We start from the raw sequence: 19,287 nt of genomic DNA, 5'->3' as shown, positions 1-19,287 counted from the left end.
CACCGGGCCGTGTCCTCGTTCAGCCGTCGGCCGGCCGATCGGTGGCGGCCACGAAGATGCGGGCGAGCCTCCCCTTCTCCCACTGCAGGCCGAGCCGGTGCTCGGCGAGGTCGTAGTTGACGGTGACCTCGCCGGTGGCGCGCTTCTCCCAGCTGTTGTGCGGGACGACGCCGTGCGCCCGCACGTGGGCGTCGGCCGAGCCGCGGTGCCCGTCGAGGTCGAGCCCGGAGATCACGCGGTCGGCGGCCGGGCAGCGCGCGACATCGACGGTGACCCTCTTCACCAGCCCGTCGAGCAACGCGATGTCGACGCCGTCGGCACTCGGCGGCACGGGGTCCAGCGCGCTCTGCCGGACGGTCGAGGCGGGGAAGAGCCGGCGCAGCTCCGCGTACGGCGCCGAGTCCTCGGACGCGCCCAGCGCGGCGCACATCGTCGCGACGACGCCGGTCAACGACGTCCCGGGGACAGCGGGGAAGTCGGTCGGCAGGGCCACGGCCTTCCGGCGTGCCGGTCGCGGGTCCCGACCGCCGAAGTCGGCCACCCGGTCCCAGACCCAGTCGGCCATCGACTCGGCGACCGGCTCGTCGGGGTGCCCGGGGCGGCGTTTGACCAGCGCCCCGAGCGCGACGACGACCAGGTGCGCCCCGGCGTCGTCGGTCATCACCTGTTCCCAGAGGTCGTTCTCGGGCCAGTCCGGGTGCGCCGCCGGGTCGGCCTCGATCGCGGTGCTCATGGCGATGACCTCGGCCGCCGACATCAGGCGGAACGGCTCGGCCGCCCCCCAGGCGGCACCGGAGCCGGGCCGCTGGCCGTCGTGCCAGGCCAGCAGGTCCTCCGCGACCAGGGAACCGAGCTTGTCGCCCCCGGGCACGTCGGGGACCGGGATCCCCGGTCGCAGGGTGGCGCGCAGGTCGGCGGGCATCACCTCGTCCAGCGCCGCCAGCGCGGAGGCCAGGTCGGTGCCGAGCACCTGGTCGCGGAGCTGCCGCCACCCCAGCTCGATCACCCCGCTGCGGCGGATGTCCTCCAGCGTGATGTCCTGGGCGTGGGCGTTCTCGACGATCCGCAGCATCGTCCGGGCCGTCTCCACCAGGCCCTGGAGCAGCTCCTCCGTCGGGTTCTCGCGCAGCAGCCGCAGGCCGAGCCGTTCGGCGTCGGCGAACCGGTACTGCACCAGGTAGGACCAGCCGAGCATCACGCCGACCCACGAGTTCGCCGCGTCGGCCCGGACGGCCTCCTCGGCCGCGGGGACGAACCGGTCGGGTGGCGCGAAGCTCGCCAGCAGGTACGCCGCGCGCTTCCCCAGCGCGGCGGGGAGGTCGTCCGGTGCCGTGCGGGAGCACAGCGCCACCGCCTCGTCGAGCCCGCGCCACCCGTCCTCGTGCTCCCCGCAGAGCGCCTGGGCGGAGCCCAGCTCCATCCAGTCGCCCCACTCCTCCTGCTCCTCGCGCAGCACCGCGCGCGCCCAGCGCAGCGCCTCGCGGTGGTCGTGCTCGGCCGACGCCAGGTGCCGGAGGGCACGGACCGCGTTGACGAACTGGTGGTCGCGGCGACCGGCCACCTGGAGGTACAGGCGCCGCGCCTCGTCGGCCTGGCCGCAGACCTCGCGGTGGTTGGCGAGCAGCAGCGACACGCTGCTCCGCTCCGGCTGGACCGCGAGCACCTGCGACGCCAGCTCGGCGACCCTGGGGTGCGTCGGCTGCGCCCCGAACAGCTCCCAGGCCAGGTCCAGGGTCCGCTCCACGGCGTCGTCGTCGGCGGCCACGCGGTCGAAGCCGCTCATCGCATGCCTCGCTTGACCCGGTACGCCCGGAGCTGGTCGAAGGTGCCGTCGTCGACGCCGTACTCCAGCACCGGCGCCACCTGGTCGAACCAGGACGTCGTGGACGGCGTGATGCCGCCGACCGCGGCCAGCACCGCGTCGGTGGTGACCGGCACCAGCTCACCGCTGCTCATCGACTCGACCATGGCCTGCTGCAGCACGGTGGTCGTCAGGTGGCTGAGGTCGGCACCGGAGAACCCCTCCGTGGCCGCCGCGACGGCGGCGACGTCCACACCACCGGCGGGCTTGTCCGCCAGCGCGTTCTGGACGATCACCGCCCTGGCGACCGCGTCCGGCGGCAGCACCAGCACCGTCCTGTCGATCCGGCCCGGTCGGCGCAGCGCGGGGTCGATGTCCCACGGCCGGTTCGTGGCGGCCAGGAAGTAGACCCCGTCGTTCACGCCGGCCACGCCGTCGAGCTCCTCCAGCAGCTGGGTGACGATCATCCGCATCGTCTGCGACCCGCCGCCGCCGGAGGTGCGCCGCCCGCCGAGCGCGTCGAACTCGTCGAAGAAGATCACGCACGGCGCGGCGGCCCGCGCGTCGCGGAACACGCTCTGGATCGCCTTCTCGCTCTCCCCGATCCAACTGCTGATCAGGTCCGCGAGCGTCACGTGGATGAAGGACGCCCCGAGGTCGCCGGCGATGGCCCTGGCGATGAACGTCTTGCCGCACCCGGGCGGGCCGTACATCAGCAGCGACCCGCCGGGCTTCTGCCCGAACGCCGCCGCCAGCTCGGGGTTGCGCAGCGGGGCCAGGAACGCGGTGTCCAGGTGCCGCTTGACCTCGGCGAGGCCCGCGACGTCGGCCAGCGTCACCGCCGGGCGTTCGGCGTCCCACAGCGACGGCGGGACGGCGGAGCCGCTGTCCCGGCGGTCCCCGTGGGCCGGGGCCGGAACCGACTCCCTCTTCCCGGGCCGTGCGGACGGCGCGGCCGGGGACGCGGTCCCGGCGGGCGGCGGCGGGTTCGAGGTCCGCAACCGCGCCGCCATCAGCCGGGCGCGCAGCAGGCGGACCCGTGCCGGGTCACCGCCGAACGCCTCGAACGCCATCAGCTCGGCCGCGGCGCGGTCCGGGTCCCGCTCCAGCAGCAGCGTGATGAAGTCCTCGCGCAACGCCAGGTTGCCGGGGTCGGCCGCCACCTCGCGCGCGATCACCTCGACGAACCCGTCGCCCGGGTCGGCGCCGTTCACCGCCCGGCCCCCTCGACCCAGCCCTTGAGCAGCCCCAGGTTCGCCAGCGGGACGTAGTGCCCGAGCCGCGGGTGGTCCAGCGTCACACCGAAGACGCCGGTCTGGCCGAACGAGGCGACGTAGTCGATCGCGGCCGGCGCCGGCACGCTGAACAACGGCGTCGTGCCGCTCCCCGGGTCGACCAACCCGAGGGCCCGTGCGGCTTCACCCGCCCGTGCGGCACTGCTGTAGAGGCAGATCATCGGCCCCTGCTCGGCGGCCACGCCGTAGGGACGGGGCCGGTCCGCCGACCCCCGCGCGATGAAGAACCAGTGCTCCAACGCCGCCACCCACCGCCACAACGCGATCTGCGCCGTCGTGTCCCCCGGGGGCGCCGCTCTGACCGCCGCGTCGAGGCGGTCCAGCTCGGCGGCCACGTCGGGGTCGTTGTCCCTGGTCATCCGGTTCTCTCTCGTCTGCTCGGCCGTCCGCGGTGGCGGTCACGGCCGTGGACGCGCGCCGACCCGGGTCTCGCGACCGACAAACTATTCCGATGACGAACGGACCACATCGGTCGTTCGCACCACCCCCGGTCCACACCCCGCCGGCCGGGCCACTGCGGATCACGACACCCCGCACGAGGTGGGAATCGCGGAATATTCCTTTCCACCACGCATTAATCACCACTCAGCGCAGAGCCGTTCATCGCATTCGGGTGATGCGCTCACCTGGTCGTCGGCAATCCCACCGGAACGCGTGATATCGGATCACCGTTATCGCCGCCGTTGATAGCGTTCCCGTCGTCACCGACAATTGTCGGACCGGACCTGTCGCGCAGTCCCGCGGGCGTCACCAAGGGGGAGCGAGTGTTCGTCGGGCGCACCGGTCTGCTCAGGCTCGTCGACCGGTTGACCGAGGTCCCGGCGCGCGGGGTCGGCAACCGGCCGGTGCTCGTGGTCGAGGGGTGCGGCGGCTCGGGGCGCACGGCGTTGCTGAACCGCGCGCTGGCGAACTGGCGCGACCGCACCGCCACCGTCCTGGTGAGCCCCAGCAAGCTGGAGAACGACGAGAACCGCGCCGTGCGCCCCGTCCTCGCCGCCGTCGTGCTCGGCCTGGGCGTCGGGGCACCCGGCTACCGCCTCACCTTCGAGCGCGTGCTGCTCGCCGAGCTGGCCATCGCCACCGACGTCGACGGGCTCACCCCCGAGGAAGCGCTCGACGAGCTGCGCGCGCGCACCAACAGCAGCAGGCGCGGGCTGGAGGACCTGATCCACTCCCTCGTGGGCGCGGCGGGCGAGCTCCTGGCGAACGTGGTGCCCGGCGGACCCGCCATCCCCCCGCTGCTCGACGGCCTGTGGAACTCGCTGCGCGAGTCCAAGCGCGGTGCCCGGCTCGCCTGGAGCCGCGAGGCGCTGGCGTGGTTCGGTCACCAGGACCAGGGTCTCGGGCTCGACGGCGAGCGCGTCCGCCTCCAGCTCAGCGTCCAGGCGCGCAACGACAACCCCGGCGTCCGGCGCGAGGTGGACGACCTGCTCGTCGCCGCCCTGCTGGCGGACCTGCGGCACAGCCTGGCCCGCGCGACCGGGCGACCGGCGAACGTGCTGGTGCTGCTCGACGACGGGGACACCTCCGCCGCGTCGTCGTTCACCGGCGCCCTGCTGCGGGTGCGCCGCGCCGTCGCCGACACCCACGGCAGCGCCGAAGCCGGCACGGCCGACCCGCTCACCCTCGTCACGACCAGCGGCGGCACCCTGGCGGGCGAGCTGGCGGGCGAGCTGCCGCCACCGGTCGTGGTGGAGGAGGAGAACGCGGCGACCGCGCCGCTGAGCGGCATGTGGCTGCGCGTGTCGTTCGGGGACCTGAGGCCGGACAACGTGGTGCAACTGGCCAAGAACCACCTGTGGCCCGACCACCTCGCCGCCCGGAGCGTCGCGGCGGTCGTCCACCGCCTGACCCGCGGCCACGCCGAGTCCACCGCGCACGTGCTGCGGCGCCTGCACGACGAACCGCAGTTGATCGGGGACCTGGACCGGCTGCTGCGCCGCGACGGGCCCACCGCCGGCGTGCCGATGCACCGGCACCTGCTGCGCCCCTTCGTGCGCGGCCACCGGGGTCGGCCGGGAGACTTGCTCGACGCCCTGGTCACCCTGTCCGCCGCGCACGACCGGCTGGAGGCCCAGGAACTGGCGGACCTGCTGCCCGAGCCGATCACGCTGGACTCGCCGCTGTTCACCCACCCGACGCTGTGGACCGGGCCCGCCCCGGAAGACCGGCTGCACCCGCTCGTCCGGTACCTGGGCCTGCGGGCGCTGGCCGACACCCCGGACCGGTGGGCCGAGCTGTTCGGGCGGCTGCGCGCGCGGGCGCGTGACGAGACCGCGGAGCTGAGGCACGCCCGGTTGCTCGGCGAGCGCGGCGCGGTGGCCGCGCGACTGGTCGAACTGCTGCCCGTGCTGCCCACCGACGAGTGGCTGGCGCGGTTCGACGTGATCACCGAGGAGCCGGACCCGCGCGAGCGCGACCTCGACGTCGTGCGGGGCGTGAACCTGCCCAAGACGCCCGAGGGGCACGCCTACCGGCTGCTCGGCGCCGTCCCCGCGGTCGACCACGACCCGTGCTGGACCGAGGAGGACGCGGTCAGCACGTTGTGCGTCACCGTCGCGCAGGCTTTCCGGCAGCTCTCGGAGCCGGCCCGCGACTCCGCGCCACTGCTGGAACGCGCGCGCGACTACGACCGTCGGAGGGGGATCACGTGGTGAGCGTGCCGCAGGAGAAGCGCTACCGCTGGGGTGTCGTGCCGAACCCCCGGCGCTTCCCGAGGCGCTGGACCGACTGGGTCAGGCTCGGCCTGGTCGTGGTCCTGGTCGCCGCCGCCGCGGTCGTGGTGCCGCGCCTGGGCGCCATCGTCGACGACGCCCGGTGCGGTGACGGCTTCTGGCCGGGCGACGACGTGTGGTGGTCCGACAACGAGTGCGTCGGCCTCACCCCGGGCCCGTACTCCTTCGGGCTGGGCGCCTTCGACCAGGTGATGCGGGTGATCGACGAGCAGAACCGGTCGGCGCCCGACCAGTGCGACCCCAAGGGCACGCCGGCGACCGTCGGCGTGCTGCTGACCATGACCGACCAGTACGCGGGCGCGCGGGCCGTGCACGAGCTGGAGGGGATGGCCGCCGCCCAGCGGCGCGCCAACGGCACCGGCTGCCTGCACCCGATGCGGCTGCTGATCGGCAACACCGGTGCCTACGGCACGTCCGACACACCCGTCCGGGTCGCCCGGCGGATGGCCGAGGTGGGCGAGGTGGCCGCCGTCGCCGGCATCGGGCTGAGCACCGAGCAGTCCGCCCGGATCGCCGACCTGCTCGCGGAGGCGCGGCTGCCCGTGGTGTCGGACCTCGTCACCGCGGAGGGGTTCGACCAGAGCGGGTCGCGGGACGACCGGCCCGACTTCACCTCGTGCGACAAGGACAACACCTACTCGGAGGGCATCGGCCAGGACTACTTCTACCGGGTGGCGTTCCGCAGCGCGGTGCAGGTCGCCCGGCTCAGGGAAGCGGTACCGGCGCGGCCCGAGTTCATCATGGTGCCGACCGGCGGCTCCGACCCGTACACGTGCACCACGCTGCCGCTGGTGCAACGTGAGTTCGGCGGGAACATCACCGAGGTGAAGTTCGACCCCGCCGAGTCCAGCACGGTGCTCCAGACCGCCCGGCGGGTGTGCGGGGTCGAGGGCGACATCACCGTGGCCTACATAGCGCGGGGCCGTGACCTGGCCCGGTTCCTGTTCAGCCTGGACGAGGCGTACGCCAACGGCCAGTGCGCCGCGGCGTCGGTCACGGTGCTCAGCACCTCCGACGGCCAGCGCCTGCGCGCGCCGGAACTGGACCCGGTGCAGGAGGACCTGCGGGTCAAGGCCCTCGGCTCCACCGGCTACCGCGCCGGCCGGGTCCGCCTGGTCTCGACGCTGGTCGGAGGTGCGGACAAGGCGGGGCCGGACAACCCCGGCTTCACCGAGTTCGAGCGGGCGTTCACCGAGGCCGGGTTCGACGTGGCGCACACCGACGCCGGCTGGGCGGTCAACGCCCACGACGCGCTGACGACGATCGCCGCGGCCCTGCGCACCCTCGCGGTCGACTCGGAGGTGCGGCGAAGCCAGGTGAACACCGCGATCAGCGGTTTCTCCTCACCGGACCAGGCGGTGCTCGGCGCGGGCGGGTCGATCACCTTCGACAACAGCGGCAACCGCATCGGCGCCGGCCCTCCCGTGGTCCGCGTGTGCCCCCTCCCCCAAGGCACCCAACCGGGACGCGTCCCCAGCATCGAAGTCCGCCCCGGCGAACCGCTACCGCAGTGCTGAGGCCGCCCGCGTCAGGGTTCCCACCAAGGCCGGGGCGGTTCGGTCGACCGCTACGGCCGTCGAACGCATGTACGTTCACCCGATGACCTCGGCGACAACGGGACGTGTGCGTTCGACCTCCACCACTCCCCGTGGTCGCAAGTGGGCCGCCGGCCTGCTCGCCGCGGTCGTCCTGCTGCCACTGGCGGCCTTCGGACTGCTGCGGCTGACGCAGTCCCGGACGTTCCAGTTCTACGGCGGGCTCGTCTCCGCCGTCGCCACCACCGAGAAGGTGGTCGCACTGACCTTCGACGACGGCCCGGACCCGGCCGGCACCCGCCCGCTGCTGGACGCGCTGGCCGACAAGGGCGTCCTGGCGACGTTCTACCTCACCGGGAAGGAGTTGGCCGCGCACCCCGACCTGGGCGAGGCGATCGTTGCGGCAGGCCACGAAGTGGGCAACCACTCCTACACGCACGAACGGATGTTGTTCCTGTCCTCGCAACGGGTGGCCGAGGAGGTGGAGACCACCGACGAACTGATCCGCGCCACCGGCTACCAAGGCCCGATCACGTTCCGCCCACCGTACGGCAAGAAGCTCGTCTCGCTGCCCCGCTACCTGAGCGAACACCACCGCACGACCGTCATGTGGGACGTGGAACCGAACACCCACCCGGAGGTCGACCGCAGCGCGGAGGCCACCACCCGGTACGTCCTGGACCACGTCACGCCCGGCTCGATCGTGCTGCTGCACGGCATGTACCACGACCGCGAGCAGAGCAGGCTCGCCGTCGGACCGGTGGTGGAGGGTCTGCGCGCCCGCGGCTACCGGCTGGTGACCGTGTCCGACCTGCTCACCACCGGCCCACCTCGTTGACCCGCCGCGTCGCGCCGGCGACCACGGTCACCGCGGGGCGACGTCGGTGCAGTAGACCTCCTCCTCCGGCAGCCGACCGGTGGTCAGGAACGTCACCGTCGCCTCGTCCACGCACGCGGAGCCCCGGTGGTAGGCGTAGTGCCCGCCGTTGTCCGCGCCGACGAAGGCCGCTCGCCCGCCGAGGACCTCGTACAGCCCGAGGCCGTCCTCCCACGGTGTGGCGTTGTCCCTGCGGTTCTGCAGGATCAGCGTGGTGCGCGGTCCCTCGCCCGTCACGCGGACGGGCTCCTCGACCGGCTTCGGCCAGAACGCGCACGGCCAGGTGTTGGCGGGCATCCCCGCGGTGAGCGGCCAGGCCGCGCGGTCCTCGGCGGTGCGGCGGGCGTACTCGTCGACGTCGTCGGACCACGGCGCGTCGCCACAGGTCAGCGCCAGGAACAGGGTGGCCTGGTTGTCGGCCGGCACGCCCGGGGTCGGCGGCGGCGCGGTGAACACCTGTCGCAGCACCCGGCCGTCCGCCTCGGTGAGCGTGCCGTCGGCCAACCCGACGGCGGCCTTCCAGAACTGCGCGAGCACCGGGAGGGTCCCGTTGTCCAGCAGGAGGCTGTAGGTGACGGTGCGCAGCACCGAACCCGACAGGGCCAGCGGCGTGCCGGGGACGGGCGCGGGGGTGCGGTCGAGGCGGTCGGCGAGGGCGAGGTACTTCCGGGTCACCTCGTCGACGGTGCCGCCCAGTCCGAGCGCGGCGTGCTGCGCCGCGGCGACTTCCGCCGCGTCGGGGAAGCGTTCCGCCATGGCCTTGCCCCAGTTGTCCGTCGCTTTGGCCCAGACCTTCGTGGGGTCGACGTTGCCCTCCAGCACCACCCGGTCGACGCGCTCCGGGAACAGCGACCCGTAGACGACGCCGAGGTACGTGCCGTAGGACTGGCCCCAGTAGGAGATCTTCTCCTCACCGAGCGCCGCGCGGATGCGGTCCAGGTCGCGGGCCGTGTTGGCGGTGGTGAAGTACCGGAGCTTCTCGCCGGCGTTCGTCGCGCACCGTTCGGCGGCGGTGCGGGCGCGGTCGACGTTCGCGGTGATCGAGCCGTCCGCGGCCGGGTAGGGGAAGAGGTCGGCGAGGGACGGGTCGTCGAGGCCGCAGCTCTGCGGGGTGCTGTGCCCGACCCCGCGCGGGTCGAAGCCGATCAGGTCGTAGGCCGCCAACACCGACGGCGGCAGGGTCGGTGCCACCACACCCGGGGTGTCCAGGCCGGACAACGCCGGGCCGCCCGGGTTCAGCAGCAGGACACCGCGGCGGTCGCGGGACTTCGCCGCCGGCAGCTTCGAGACGGCCACCTCGATCTTCTCGCCGCCGGGGTCCCGGTGGTCGAGCGGAACCTCCACCGTTCCGCAGGTGAGCCGCGGGTCGCGACCGGCGCCCTCGGCCAACGCCGGGCACGTGCCCCAGGTGATGCGCGGCGTGGCGGACGCCTCGGCGACCACCGGTGGTGCGTTCTCCCCCGTCGCGCTTTCTTCCGCTGCGACGTCACAGGCAGCCACCGCGGCGACGGTGAGCGCCACCGCCGTCACCACCCCGGTGAACCTCCGGGGGACACCGACTCCCGCTGACCGTTGCATTTCCTTCAACGCCCTCGCCCTCCGGTTCTCGGTGTGCCACGGCGCACTGACGCCGTCGCCGGTGAAACCTACGGAGGACCGAGGCGCCGCGAATCCCCTTGCTGCGGACACTTCTCCGTAGTCCTCACGGGGGACAGCGGCCGACCGGCCACCGGCCGGTCGGCCGTCACCGGGAAGCGCAGGTGAAGGACTCCGCGTCGTCGACGTCGTTCGCCGGATCGGTGCCCTTCTCCACCCAGTCCTCGATCGTCGCCGGCTGGTCCCGCTCCGGCTGGAACGTCGACGAGGGTCCGTGCTGGGCGCCGGGGACCTCGTAGTAGCGGACGAACGAGTCCACTCGCGCGGGCCCGCACGTCCTCATCACCGCGGCGTGGAGGGTGTGTCGCTCGGCCTCGTTCAGCCAGGCCCCCGGTACGGCCACCGCCTGGGTCACGTCGAACATGCCGAGCGCCACCGCCGTGACGTTCCAGCCCGGTGCGGCGGCCGGCGCCTCGCCGCCACCCTTCGAGTAGCCGAGGAAGCAGGACTTGGCGGGCGCGCGACCGTAGCGGGAGTGGATCAACGCCACCGCGACGTCGCGGGGTGTTGTCCGGTCTTGTTCTGGTGCCCGGAGTCGCTGGAGAACACCGCGTACCCCCGGCTGAGCGGAAGTGGCTTCTTCTGGGAGCCCCAGGGGCTCGACGCGTTCGTGAGCGGCGGGACGGACCCGTTCAGGCCGCACCGCCGAGCATGGTTCGCCGCCATCACCGACGACGCCCGCAGGCTGGAGCAGGGGTGCGCGGCGGCGGCGACCGCCAGGCGGGGGACCACGGTGGACCTCCTTGCCGGGACGCGTGGTGGAAGACGCCGTTCACGACGGCGGCGGAACCCGGACCCGCGGCACCGCCGAGAGGCGGAACGCTTCGGGTGACCGGAGCCGACGGTGTCCGCCCCGCCCGAAAAATCCGTTGACCGGTGGTCGGCGGGCTGAACATCATGGCCGACGTGCAGCAGTGACCAGTAGCGCTCGGAGAGACCGACGGCGGGTTGACCCACTCCCCCGCCGCGTCCCGGCGTGCCGCTCGAAGCCCGTACCGCGCAGTCGGTGCGGGCCGCACTGGTCCCCAGGCGGTGCACCGCACCCGCCTCCTGCACGAGCACCGGAGTCCACCGACACCATGAGCGACCCCCGCTGTACCGCCCTGCCCGCCGACGACGCCGAGTCCGGCATCGACCGCGAAGCGCTCTGGGTGGTCGACGACCTCGACCTGGCCGCCGTCTGCACGCCCCGGGTGCCCGTCCGCGAACGCATCCGCCTGCCACTGCTCGCACGCGACCGGCGGCGGGTGTTCGAAGGCGACGAACACGTCCACGGCCCGTTCGACCGAGGACGCCACACCTCCCGGAAAGGCCGGGTGACGGCCCGGCAGGAACGGCACCGGGGCACCGGGACCCGCTATGCCCTGCTCCGCGCTCGTCTACGGGGTCGGGGTCGCCGGCAGCTGTGAACGGCCGCCACCGGCGCGCCGCGACACGGGTACGGGCGCGTTCGACAGGCCCGTCATAGGGGCGTCCGGATCACCCCCTCACGGGCAGGCACTCGGCAAGCAGGTTAACGACGTCGTGCCAGGCTCGCCGCGCGTGCCGCGGGTGGTGCCCGACGCCGGGGAGCACGGTGTGCTCGACCGGCGGGTGGTGGAAGGCGTGCAGGGCGCCGCCGTAGACCACGAGGCGCCAGTCGACGCCCGCGGCCTGCATCTCGGCCGTGAACGCGTCCCGTTGCGCGGGCGGCATGATCGGGTCCTCCGACCCGACCCCGGCCCACACCGGGCAGCGGATGCGCGCCGCCTCGCCCGGTCGGCCGGTGGTCAGTCCGTTGACGGTCCCGATCGCGCGCAGGTCGACGCCGTCGCGCCCGAGTTCCAGCGCGATCGCGCCGCCGGTGCCGTAGCCGACGGCGGCGATCCGGTCGGGGTCGGTCCGCGGTTCGGCGCGCAGCACGTCGAGCGCCGCGTGGCCGATGCCCCGCATCCGGTCGGGGTCGGCGAGCAACGGCAGGCAACGGGCCAGCATCTCCTCGGGATCGCCCAGGTAGCGTCCGCCGTGGAGGTCGAAGGCCAGCGCCACGTACCCCAGTCCGGCGAGGGTGTCGGCCCGGCGGCGCTCGACGTCGCCGAGCCCCGTGCCCTCCGGTCCGAGCAGCACCGCGGGCCGGCGGTCGGTCCCGGCCGGGAGCGCGAGGTGCCCGCGCATCGTCAGGCCGTCGGCCGGGTACTCGACCGTGCGCGTGGTGATCGTCGCCATGAGGCCGGACAGTAGTGATCGACGGGCACGGTCGGGCCGGGGTTCACCGCCGGCGGAACGGCGCGGGTGTCCTCGGAGATCCGCGTGTCGCGTTCGGCGACCCGTTCCCCGCAACCGCGACAGCCGCGTCGTCGGCATCGTGGCGGGCCCGGTCACCGGCCACCCGACAAACCCCACGCCCCCCGTCGATCGATCTGGTAGGACTGGTCCCAGGGGGGTCGGATGCGAGTCGACTTCTGCATACCCGGAACCGGTTCCAGGTCAGGACCGGGGGGCGGTGCGGTCGCTCACCAGACCACTTCGATGTCGTCGGACCCGACCACTCGGCGGGTTCCCGCGTTCAAGGCGGCCTGCCGAACATCCGAAGGAGTTCCCGATGCTGCCGATGACAGTGGACCGGCACTCGCCCGTACCCATGACGGCGCAGATCCAGGACGCGCTCCGGGACCGCATCCTCGACGGCACGCTGCACGCGGGCACGCGCCTGCCGTCCAGTCGCCACCTGGCGACGGACGTGGGCGTGTCCCGCGGTGTCGTCGTGCAGGCGTACGGGCAGCTGATCACCGAGGGGTACCTGAGCGCGGAGCAGGGCTCCGGCACGCGGGTGGCGGCCCACCTGCCGCGGCGGCGGGCCGCGGTGCCGCCGGCGGACGAGGCGGTGCGCTTCGACCTGCGCGCGCACGCGACCAGCATGACCCTCTTCCCCGGCCGCGAGTGGTTGGCCTCCTACCAGCACGTGATCCGGTCGATGGACCGCGGCATCCGGCCGAGGCGCTACCCGCAGGGCGTGCCCGCGTTGCGCGCCGAGCTGGCGGGCTACCTCGGTCGCACGCGGGGGGTGATCGCCGAGGCCGGGGACCTGGTCATCACCTCCGGTTTCGCCCACACGCTCGACGCGGTGTGCGGCGCGCTGCGCATGCTCGGCGTGACCAGGCTCGCCGTCGAGGACCCCGGTGACCAGCGGCACGCCCAGGTCGCGAGCCGCGCGGGGCTGGAGGTGGTGCCGGTGCCCGTGGACCGCGGGAGCGGGCTGGACGTCGACGCGCTGGCGCGCAGCGGCGCCCGGGCGGTGCTGGTGAACCCGGTGGCCCAGGTGCCCACGGGCGCCGTGCTGTCGCCGTCGCGCGCCGAAGCCCTGCTGGGGTGGGCCTCGGCGGTGGACGGGTGGGTGATCGAGCACGACCTGTACGGCCACCTGTGGCTGGGGCACGGCGGCGAGCCGCTCGCGCTGCAGCGCCGCTCGCCCTCGCGGGTGGTCTACGCGGGGCAGACCCGGGAGCTGCTCGGCCCCTGCCTGCGCCTGGGGTGGCTCGCGGCGCCCGGACCGGTGCTCGACGCGCTGGACCGGACCCAGGCGGGCCGGGCCGTCGAGCCCGACGCGCTGACCCAGCTGGGGTTGGCCGACTTCCTGGCGCGCGGATCGCTCGACCAGCACGTCCGGCGGGTCCGCGGCACCTACCGCAGGCGGCGGGAGGCGGTGGTCCGGGCCGTGCGGCGCCACCTGCCGGGGCTCGGGGTGGTGGGCGGCCAGGCCGGTACGCACGCCTACGTGCCGCTGCCGCCGGGGGTCGACGCGCGCCGGCTCGTCTCGGTCGCCGGTGGCCGCGGGGTGCTGGCGGACCACGGCGCGCGGTTCCGCCTCGACCCGCGCCCCGTCGAGGCCGCCCTGGTGCTCGGCTACGCGGCGGTGGAGCGCGGGCGCGTCGACGAGGCGGTCGCGGTGCTGGGCCACGCCGTGGAGCGCTACCCCCACCTGCTCGCGCCTCCTGCCTGACGCGACGGCCCGCCCGGCGCGACGGCCCACCTGGCGCGACGGCCCACCTGACACGACGGCCACCCGACCCGGTCGGACCACTCGGGCGCTGTCCGACCGGACCACCGCCCCGGCTCGTTGCCGCTCCCGGAACCGCTGTGCTGAAAAGGGGGCATGAAGGTCTTCGATCAGGTTGGCACCCCGCACGCGACCCGTGGGCCGTTGGGCCGCGACCGGTCGCCGAACCCGGCCGCCCCGCACAGGAGGTCGTGGTGACCACGACGACCACCCCGGCGGACCTCATCCGGTCCGCCGACCGGGAGAACTCGCGGCTGGGCCACGAGAACCGGGGACCGCTGTCCGAGGAACGCGGGTTCGTCCCCGGACCGCCCGCCCTGCGGCTGCCCGACTCGCACCGCCTGTGGGACGAGGTCGCCGACGAGCTGCCCGAGCTGTACGCGCGGCTGGAGCTGCGGCGCGCGCTGGAGTCGTTGCCCCGGCTCGACGTCGACGCGCTGCCGGAGCACGCGCTGCAACGCGCGGCGACCGTGCTGGGCATCCTCGTGCACGCCTACCACCGGGTGGAGCCCCGGCACGGGACGCCCACCCCGGAGCCGGTCCTCGTGCCGTGGCAGCGGGTCTGCGCCCGACTGGGCCGCACGACGCCGTTCCTGTCCTACGTGGACCTGGTCGTGGCCAACTGGCGGCACCTCGACCCCCGGCGCCCCGGTCCGGTGCGGGTCGAGGACCTCCGGCTGCTGGTGCCGACCGTCGGCGTGGACGAGGAGCAGTTCTTCTACCTGACCCAGCTGGAGATGCTCGCCCGCGGCACACCGCTGGTCGGCGCGTCGGCGCGGGCGTGCACGGCCGTCGCCGCGGACGACGCGCCCGCGGTGGCGGCCGAGCTGGAGCTGATGGCGGACACCATCGGCGAGGTGACCCGGCGCGGCCTGCCCAAGATCGACCCGAGGCCGGGCAGCCGGTTCCACGTCGACCCGGTGGTGTGGGCCAAGACCGTGGCGCCCCTGGCGGTGCCGCTGGTCAAGGGCGGGCTCGGGCCGAGCGGCACCGCGTCGCCGATGTTCCACCTGACCGACGCGGTCATCGGCCGCACCGGCTACCGCTCCTTCATCGGCGAGGAGGCCGCCAAGCTGCGGCAGAACTACCCGCCCCACTGGCGGCGGCTGATCGAGGCGGTCGCCGCGGCCGGCATCAGCCGCTACGCCGACCAGGCCGGGCACCCGGCGCTCGACCGCGCGTTGACCGGCCTGCGCACCCGCTACAGCGGCCGCAACGGGCTGCTCGCCCGGCACCGCATGAAGGTGGCGGGCTACCTGGACACCTCGTTCCGGGTCGGCCGGGACGTCACCATCTCCGGTTTCCCCGCGGCGCGGCGGGTCGGCGAGGAGCTGGCCGCGTCCCGCGGCGAGCGGCCCGACGCGCCCACCACCGCGGCGGAGGCGGGCGGGACCGCGGCCCGGGACCGCGTGATAGCGCCGTCGGAGCTGCTGCGGCACCACCGCGGGGCCGAGCGGCAGTGGATCGCGCTGCACGGCGAGGTGCTGGACGTCACCGACTTCCTGCGCTCCCACCCCGGCGGCGTCGCCCCGCTGGCCACCTACCTCGGCACGGACTCCACCGCGGCGTACGAGCACGTCGGGCACCACGAGCGCAGGGGCATCCGCGCGCTGGCCTCCCGCATGGTGATCGGCGAGCTGGAAGCGGTCCCCGCAGACCCGCTGCACGAGGTGTGGCTCCGCTGGGCGACCGCGCTGACGCAGCAGGGCAACGTGCTGGTCACCGACCTCGGCATCCGCGACTCGCGGACCAGCCTGGCCTCCGCCCCCGGCGAGCTGACCCCGTACACGCTGCAGTTCGCCGTCGAGGCGCACGAGCGGTTCACCGAGCGCATCCTCCCCGCGCTCGCCGGCGAGACGCTCGCGGAGCTGGCGGCGAGCCTCGGGCTGCCCGCGCCGGACATCGCCCCGCCCGCCCCGAGCGGGCTGTACGAGCGGCTGGAACGAGCGGGCGACCCCGCCGCCCTGTCGGCGGCGGACGAGGAGTGGCGGCGGGCAGCGGCGCGCGACGCGGCGTTGCTGCACGGTGTGCGGGAGACCGTGCGGCTGGGTGTCGAAGCGGTCGAGGCGGGCGAACCCGAGCGCCTGGTGGAGCTGCACGACTCGCTGACCCGAGCCGTGCGGGACCACTCGCGGTCCGGCTGACACGTCCGTGAGCAGGGGCCGTCGCACGGGCGGGGTGGGGTTGTGCCCTCCCGTGCGACGGCGTGACCGGGACCGGCCGGCGGGGTTACCGGCTCGGAGGAGTGCGCCGACCTGGAAGGCCAGGCCCAGCCGACCGGCTGCGGTCGAGCCTGAGGTCGCGGCCGGTCCCGCAGCGGCTGCGCAGGTCGTCCAGCAGGATGCCCGCGCCACCGCCCACGCACCCGGTGACGTCCTCGCCGGTCGGTCGACGTGGACGCCGCCGGGGTGTGGGGTTCCACAACTCTGCACCTGAGCGCTGAGCTGCGGTGATCGCGCATCATGGGCCGTAGAGGCAGGATCGCGCGGTGCTCGCCGCGTTGGTGCGCCGACTCCCCCGGCTGCTGCACGAGCACCGTTTGGTGACACCGGGCACCGTCCCGCGATGGCACCGGCGCCTGGTCGCGAAGAAGTCGTCGAACGTGCGGTTGACCGGCAAGCCCTTGAGGCACTTGTCCGCGGAGTCGCTGCCGTTGTCGGTGAAGGAGTACCGGTAGTCGCCCATGCCGGCGGTCCCGGAGGAGCCGGGCACGGTCAGCGCGATGCGGTCGTCGAACGCCCCGGCGACCACCGCCGCCCTGCCGTACCGGCAGTGGCCCGACACGCCCACCTTCGTGGTGTCGACCTGCGGGACGGAGCGCAACGCGTCCAGCGCTCGGCGCACGCCGTCAGCACACCGGTGTCCGCGCCGGGGTAGAGGCTCCAGAACGCGCCGGTCTTCGACGTGCTGTCCGCGGCAATGCTGTTCGGGGTGATGCCCACCTCGGCGTACCCGCGGCCGGTCGCACCGGCCGCCGGCGGGTTGAGCGTGATGACGACCAGGAAGCGCGGCTGCTGCCGGATTGCGTGCCGACGCGCTGCGGGCGCACTTCCGGTTCCGCGGGCATGGTGCGGACTGGTTCTCGGCGGCCACTGCCGGGCTGAATGCGACCACCCGTGCCTCAATTGTTCACAAGTGTGATCGGAACCCGTCGGATCTGTTCACGAGTATGACTGCCCGCATTGACCTCCCAGCTGGTGGGTGATCGACTCGACCGCCTTTGAACTGGGCGTTCGATCGCATTCGACACTTACCCGACGCCAACCGCCGAAGCTGTTATTGACCGGCCACTTCCGGGCCATCTAGCATCCGACAGGAAATCGGTTTCCCACAACGACGTGAGGAAGTACCTAGGACGCGCGGCATTGGCCATCGCGTGCCGGTGAATTTTTCGCCAGCGGGCCGAATAGTCGCCACCGCCAGTTCCGGCGTCCGGGTAGGTCAGAAGCGGAGTAGTCGATGAATGTTCAACCTCCCGCCACGCGAGCCGCACGGCCGCGCGGCGCGCGATGGCGCGCGGGCCTGGCAGCAGCGGCGGGCGTCACGGCGTTGGCCGCCACGCTCGTCGCCTGGCCGATCACGACCGCTTCGGCGGCGATCGGCGCGGGCACGTACACGGTGAAGAACGTGGGCACCGGACACTGCCTCAACGTTCCCGACGGGACCACGGTCGCGGGGGTCCAGCTCCAGCAGGCGTCGTGCGGCAGCGACAGCAGCCAGCAGTGGAAGCTCACGGCGGTCAGCGGCGGGTACCGGATCAGCTCGGTCGCCACGGGTCTGTGCGTCGGCGTGCAGGACGCGTCCACGTCTGCGGGCAAGGCGGTCCAGCAGGTCGCGTGCACCGGCGGCCCCGGCCAGACCTGGACGGCGACCGCGAGCGGCAGCAACTACCGCCTGGTCGACACCAACAGCACCAAGTGCATGAACATCAAGGACAGCTCCACCGCCGTCGGCGCCGGGGTGCAGATCAACTCCTGCGACAGCGTGGCCACCAAGCAGTGGACGCTGACCCCGGCGAGCGGTGTGCCGACCTCGACGTCGACTTCCACTTCCACGTCCACCACGACGTCAACCAGCACGACGACGTCGACCACGACCTCGACCACCACGACGTCGAACCCGCCGGCCACGGGCACCGCGACCGGCTTCGCGTCCCAGAACGGCGGGACCACGGGCGGTCAGGGCGGGGCGAGGGTCCGGGCCACCACGGGAACGCAGATCCACGCGGCCCTGTGCGGCCGGGCGAGCAGCTCGACCCCGATCATCATCGAGGTCGAGGGGACGATCAACCACGGCAACACCACTCAGGTGTCGGGCGGCAGCTGCTCGACCGCCTCTGGCGTGATCGAGCTCAAGCAGATCAGCAACGTCACGATCATCGGCGTCGGCAGCGGAGCGGTCTTCGACCAGTTGGGCATCCACATCCGCGATTCGCGCAACATCATCATCCGGAACGTGACCATCCGCAACGTCAAGAAGTCCGGCTCCCCCACGTCCAACGGCGGCGACGCCATCGGCATGGAGAGCAACGTCCGCAACGTCTGGGTCGACCACACCACCCTGCTGGCGTCGGGCGGTGAGTCGGAGGGCTACGACGGTCTCTTCGACATGAAGGACAACACGCAGTACGTGACGCTGTCCTACAGCACCCTGCGCAACTCCGGGCGCGGCGGGCTGGTCGGGTCGAGCGAGAGCGACCGCTCGAACGGGTTCGTCACCTACCACCACAACCTCTACGAGAACATCGACTCCCGTGCGCCCTTGCTGCGCGGCGGCATTGGCCACATGTACAACAACTACTACGTGAGCCTCAACGAGTCCGGCATCAACTCCCGCGCCGGGGCGAAGGCCAGGGTGGACAACAACTACTTCAAGAACTCCAAGGACGTCCTCGGGACCTTCTACACCGCCGAGGCCGGCTACTGGCAGGTCAGCGGCAACATCTTCGACAACGTGACCTGGTCCACGCCCGACAGCGAGCACAAGCCCGCCGGGCCGGACGTCAAGTCCACCACCACGGTCGGCATCCCCTACAGCTTCACGCTCGACCAGGCCGCCTGCGTGCCGACCATCGTCGGACAGACGGCAGGCGCCAACACGGGCATGAAGGAGTCGAACGGCAGCTGCTAGTACCAGGGCTTCGCACGGCGGCTACCGAGCCACCCCGGCCCGGTAGCCGCCGTCTCGACGTGAAGGCCCGAGCGCAGCACCGGCGCCGACCGGCCGCACGCGGCGGGCCTGCGGAACGAGCGGTTCCGCAGCTGATCGCGTGATCAACGATTCGAGCTGAAGGACCGGTCGCGGCCTTGCCGCTGCTACTGGTTGAGCAGGTGTCGCTCGTGCGGCAGGGCG

Annotated in this window: 15 protein-coding genes; 7 read left to right on the top strand and 8 right to left on the bottom strand. The window is 73.3% G+C overall.

The features are described from left to right. Positions 1-19 precede the first annotated feature (19 nt). Genes ACRAKJ_RS09270 through ACRAKJ_RS09260 form a run of 3 tightly spaced genes read right to left on the bottom strand, consistent with a single transcriptional unit; the run spans position 20 to position 3,455 of the window. On the bottom strand, positions 20-1,783 hold the full coding sequence (locus ACRAKJ_RS09270) for a tetratricopeptide repeat protein (RefSeq protein WP_438923838.1): 1,764 nt from the start codon (positions 1,781-1,783) through the stop codon (positions 20-22). Then, positions 1,780-3,015: an AAA family ATPase gene (locus ACRAKJ_RS09265; protein WP_438923839.1), complete on the bottom strand. Its 1,236-nt coding sequence runs from the start codon at positions 3,013-3,015 to the stop codon at positions 1,780-1,782. Before ACRAKJ_RS09265 ends, ACRAKJ_RS09270 begins: the two co-directional genes overlap by 4 nt. Beyond that, complete coding sequence (locus ACRAKJ_RS09260; RefSeq protein WP_438923840.1) at positions 3,012-3,455, bottom strand: hypothetical protein; 444 nt, start codon at positions 3,453-3,455, stop codon at positions 3,012-3,014. The genes ACRAKJ_RS09265 and ACRAKJ_RS09260 overlap by 4 nt, the downstream gene beginning before the upstream one ends. A 405-nt stretch (positions 3,456-3,860) precedes the next feature. Between ACRAKJ_RS09260 and ACRAKJ_RS09255 the strand changes: the two genes are divergently transcribed. The 3 genes from ACRAKJ_RS09255 to ACRAKJ_RS09245 all read left to right on the top strand — a co-directional run bounded on the left by ACRAKJ_RS09255 (position 3,861) and on the right by ACRAKJ_RS09245 (position 8,204). Beyond that, positions 3,861-5,753, top strand: coding sequence for a hypothetical protein (locus ACRAKJ_RS09255; RefSeq protein WP_438923841.1), 1,893 nt, complete (start codon positions 3,861-3,863; stop codon positions 5,751-5,753). Then, the gene (locus ACRAKJ_RS09250; protein WP_438923842.1) at positions 5,750-7,348 is read left to right on the top strand and encodes an ABC transporter substrate-binding protein; all 1,599 of its coding nucleotides are present in this window, start codon (positions 5,750-5,752) and stop codon (positions 7,346-7,348) included. The genes ACRAKJ_RS09255 and ACRAKJ_RS09250 overlap by 4 nt, the downstream gene beginning before the upstream one ends. A gap of 82 nt (positions 7,349-7,430) precedes the next feature. After that, positions 7,431-8,204: a polysaccharide deacetylase family protein gene (locus ACRAKJ_RS09245; protein ID WP_438923843.1), complete on the top strand. Its 774-nt coding sequence runs from the start codon at positions 7,431-7,433 to the stop codon at positions 8,202-8,204. A gap of 27 nt (positions 8,205-8,231) precedes the next feature. On the opposite strand, the gene ACRAKJ_RS09240 is transcribed toward ACRAKJ_RS09245, so the two are convergent. From ACRAKJ_RS09240 to ACRAKJ_RS09230, 3 genes are all read right to left on the bottom strand, one after another. After that, a complete protein-coding gene (locus ACRAKJ_RS09240; protein ID WP_438923844.1) occupies positions 8,232-9,776 on the bottom strand; it encodes an alpha/beta fold hydrolase in 1,545 nt (514 codons plus the stop codon). Positions 9,777-9,987: 211 nt separating this feature from the next. Then, on the bottom strand, positions 9,988-10,389 hold the full coding sequence (locus tag ACRAKJ_RS09235) for a tannase/feruloyl esterase family alpha/beta hydrolase (RefSeq protein ID WP_438923845.1): 402 nt from the start codon (positions 10,387-10,389) through the stop codon (positions 9,988-9,990). After that, a complete protein-coding gene (locus ACRAKJ_RS09230) occupies positions 10,380-10,631 on the bottom strand; it encodes a hypothetical protein (RefSeq protein ID WP_438923846.1) in 252 nt (83 codons plus the stop codon). The genes ACRAKJ_RS09235 and ACRAKJ_RS09230 overlap by 10 nt, the downstream gene beginning before the upstream one ends. A 347-nt stretch (positions 10,632-10,978) precedes the next feature. On the opposite strand from ACRAKJ_RS09230, the gene ACRAKJ_RS09225 reads away from it, so the two are divergent. Then, on the top strand, positions 10,979-11,308 hold the full coding sequence (locus tag ACRAKJ_RS09225) for a hypothetical protein (protein WP_438923847.1): 330 nt from the start codon (positions 10,979-10,981) through the stop codon (positions 11,306-11,308). Positions 11,309-11,378: 70 nt separating this feature from the next. Here the strand turns inward: ACRAKJ_RS09225 and ACRAKJ_RS09220 are convergent, their stop codons facing one another. Further along, positions 11,379-12,104, bottom strand: coding sequence for a dienelactone hydrolase family protein (locus tag ACRAKJ_RS09220; RefSeq protein WP_438923848.1), 726 nt, complete (start codon positions 12,102-12,104; stop codon positions 11,379-11,381). Positions 12,105-12,480: 376 nt separating this feature from the next. Here ACRAKJ_RS09220 and ACRAKJ_RS09215 point away from each other — a divergent pair, with 376 nt between their 5' ends. Both ACRAKJ_RS09215 and ACRAKJ_RS09210 read left to right on the top strand, forming a co-directional pair. After that, on the top strand, positions 12,481-13,878 hold the full coding sequence (locus ACRAKJ_RS09215; RefSeq protein ID WP_438923849.1) for an aminotransferase class I/II-fold pyridoxal phosphate-dependent enzyme: 1,398 nt from the start codon (positions 12,481-12,483) through the stop codon (positions 13,876-13,878). Positions 13,879-14,129: 251 nt separating this feature from the next. Beyond that, complete coding sequence (locus tag ACRAKJ_RS09210; protein WP_438923850.1) at positions 14,130-16,079, top strand: cytochrome b5 domain-containing protein; 1,950 nt, start codon at positions 14,130-14,132, stop codon at positions 16,077-16,079. Between the two features lie 316 nt (positions 16,080-16,395). Here ACRAKJ_RS09210 and ACRAKJ_RS09205 read toward each other — a convergent pair whose 3' ends face one another. Beyond that, positions 16,396-16,779: a glucuronyl esterase domain-containing protein gene (locus ACRAKJ_RS09205; protein ID WP_438923851.1), complete on the bottom strand. Its 384-nt coding sequence runs from the start codon at positions 16,777-16,779 to the stop codon at positions 16,396-16,398. Between the two features lie 615 nt (positions 16,780-17,394). Between ACRAKJ_RS09205 and ACRAKJ_RS09200 the strand changes: the two genes are divergently transcribed. Next, entirely contained in the window at positions 17,395-19,065 is a 1,671-nt protein-coding gene (locus ACRAKJ_RS09200) for an RICIN domain-containing protein (protein WP_438923852.1), read from the top strand. The last annotated feature ends 222 nt before the right edge of the window (positions 19,066-19,287 follow it).

Source organism: Saccharothrix sp. DSM 118769 (genome assembly GCF_052936295.1).
This window is presented reverse-complemented; position numbering and strand designations above follow the sequence as displayed.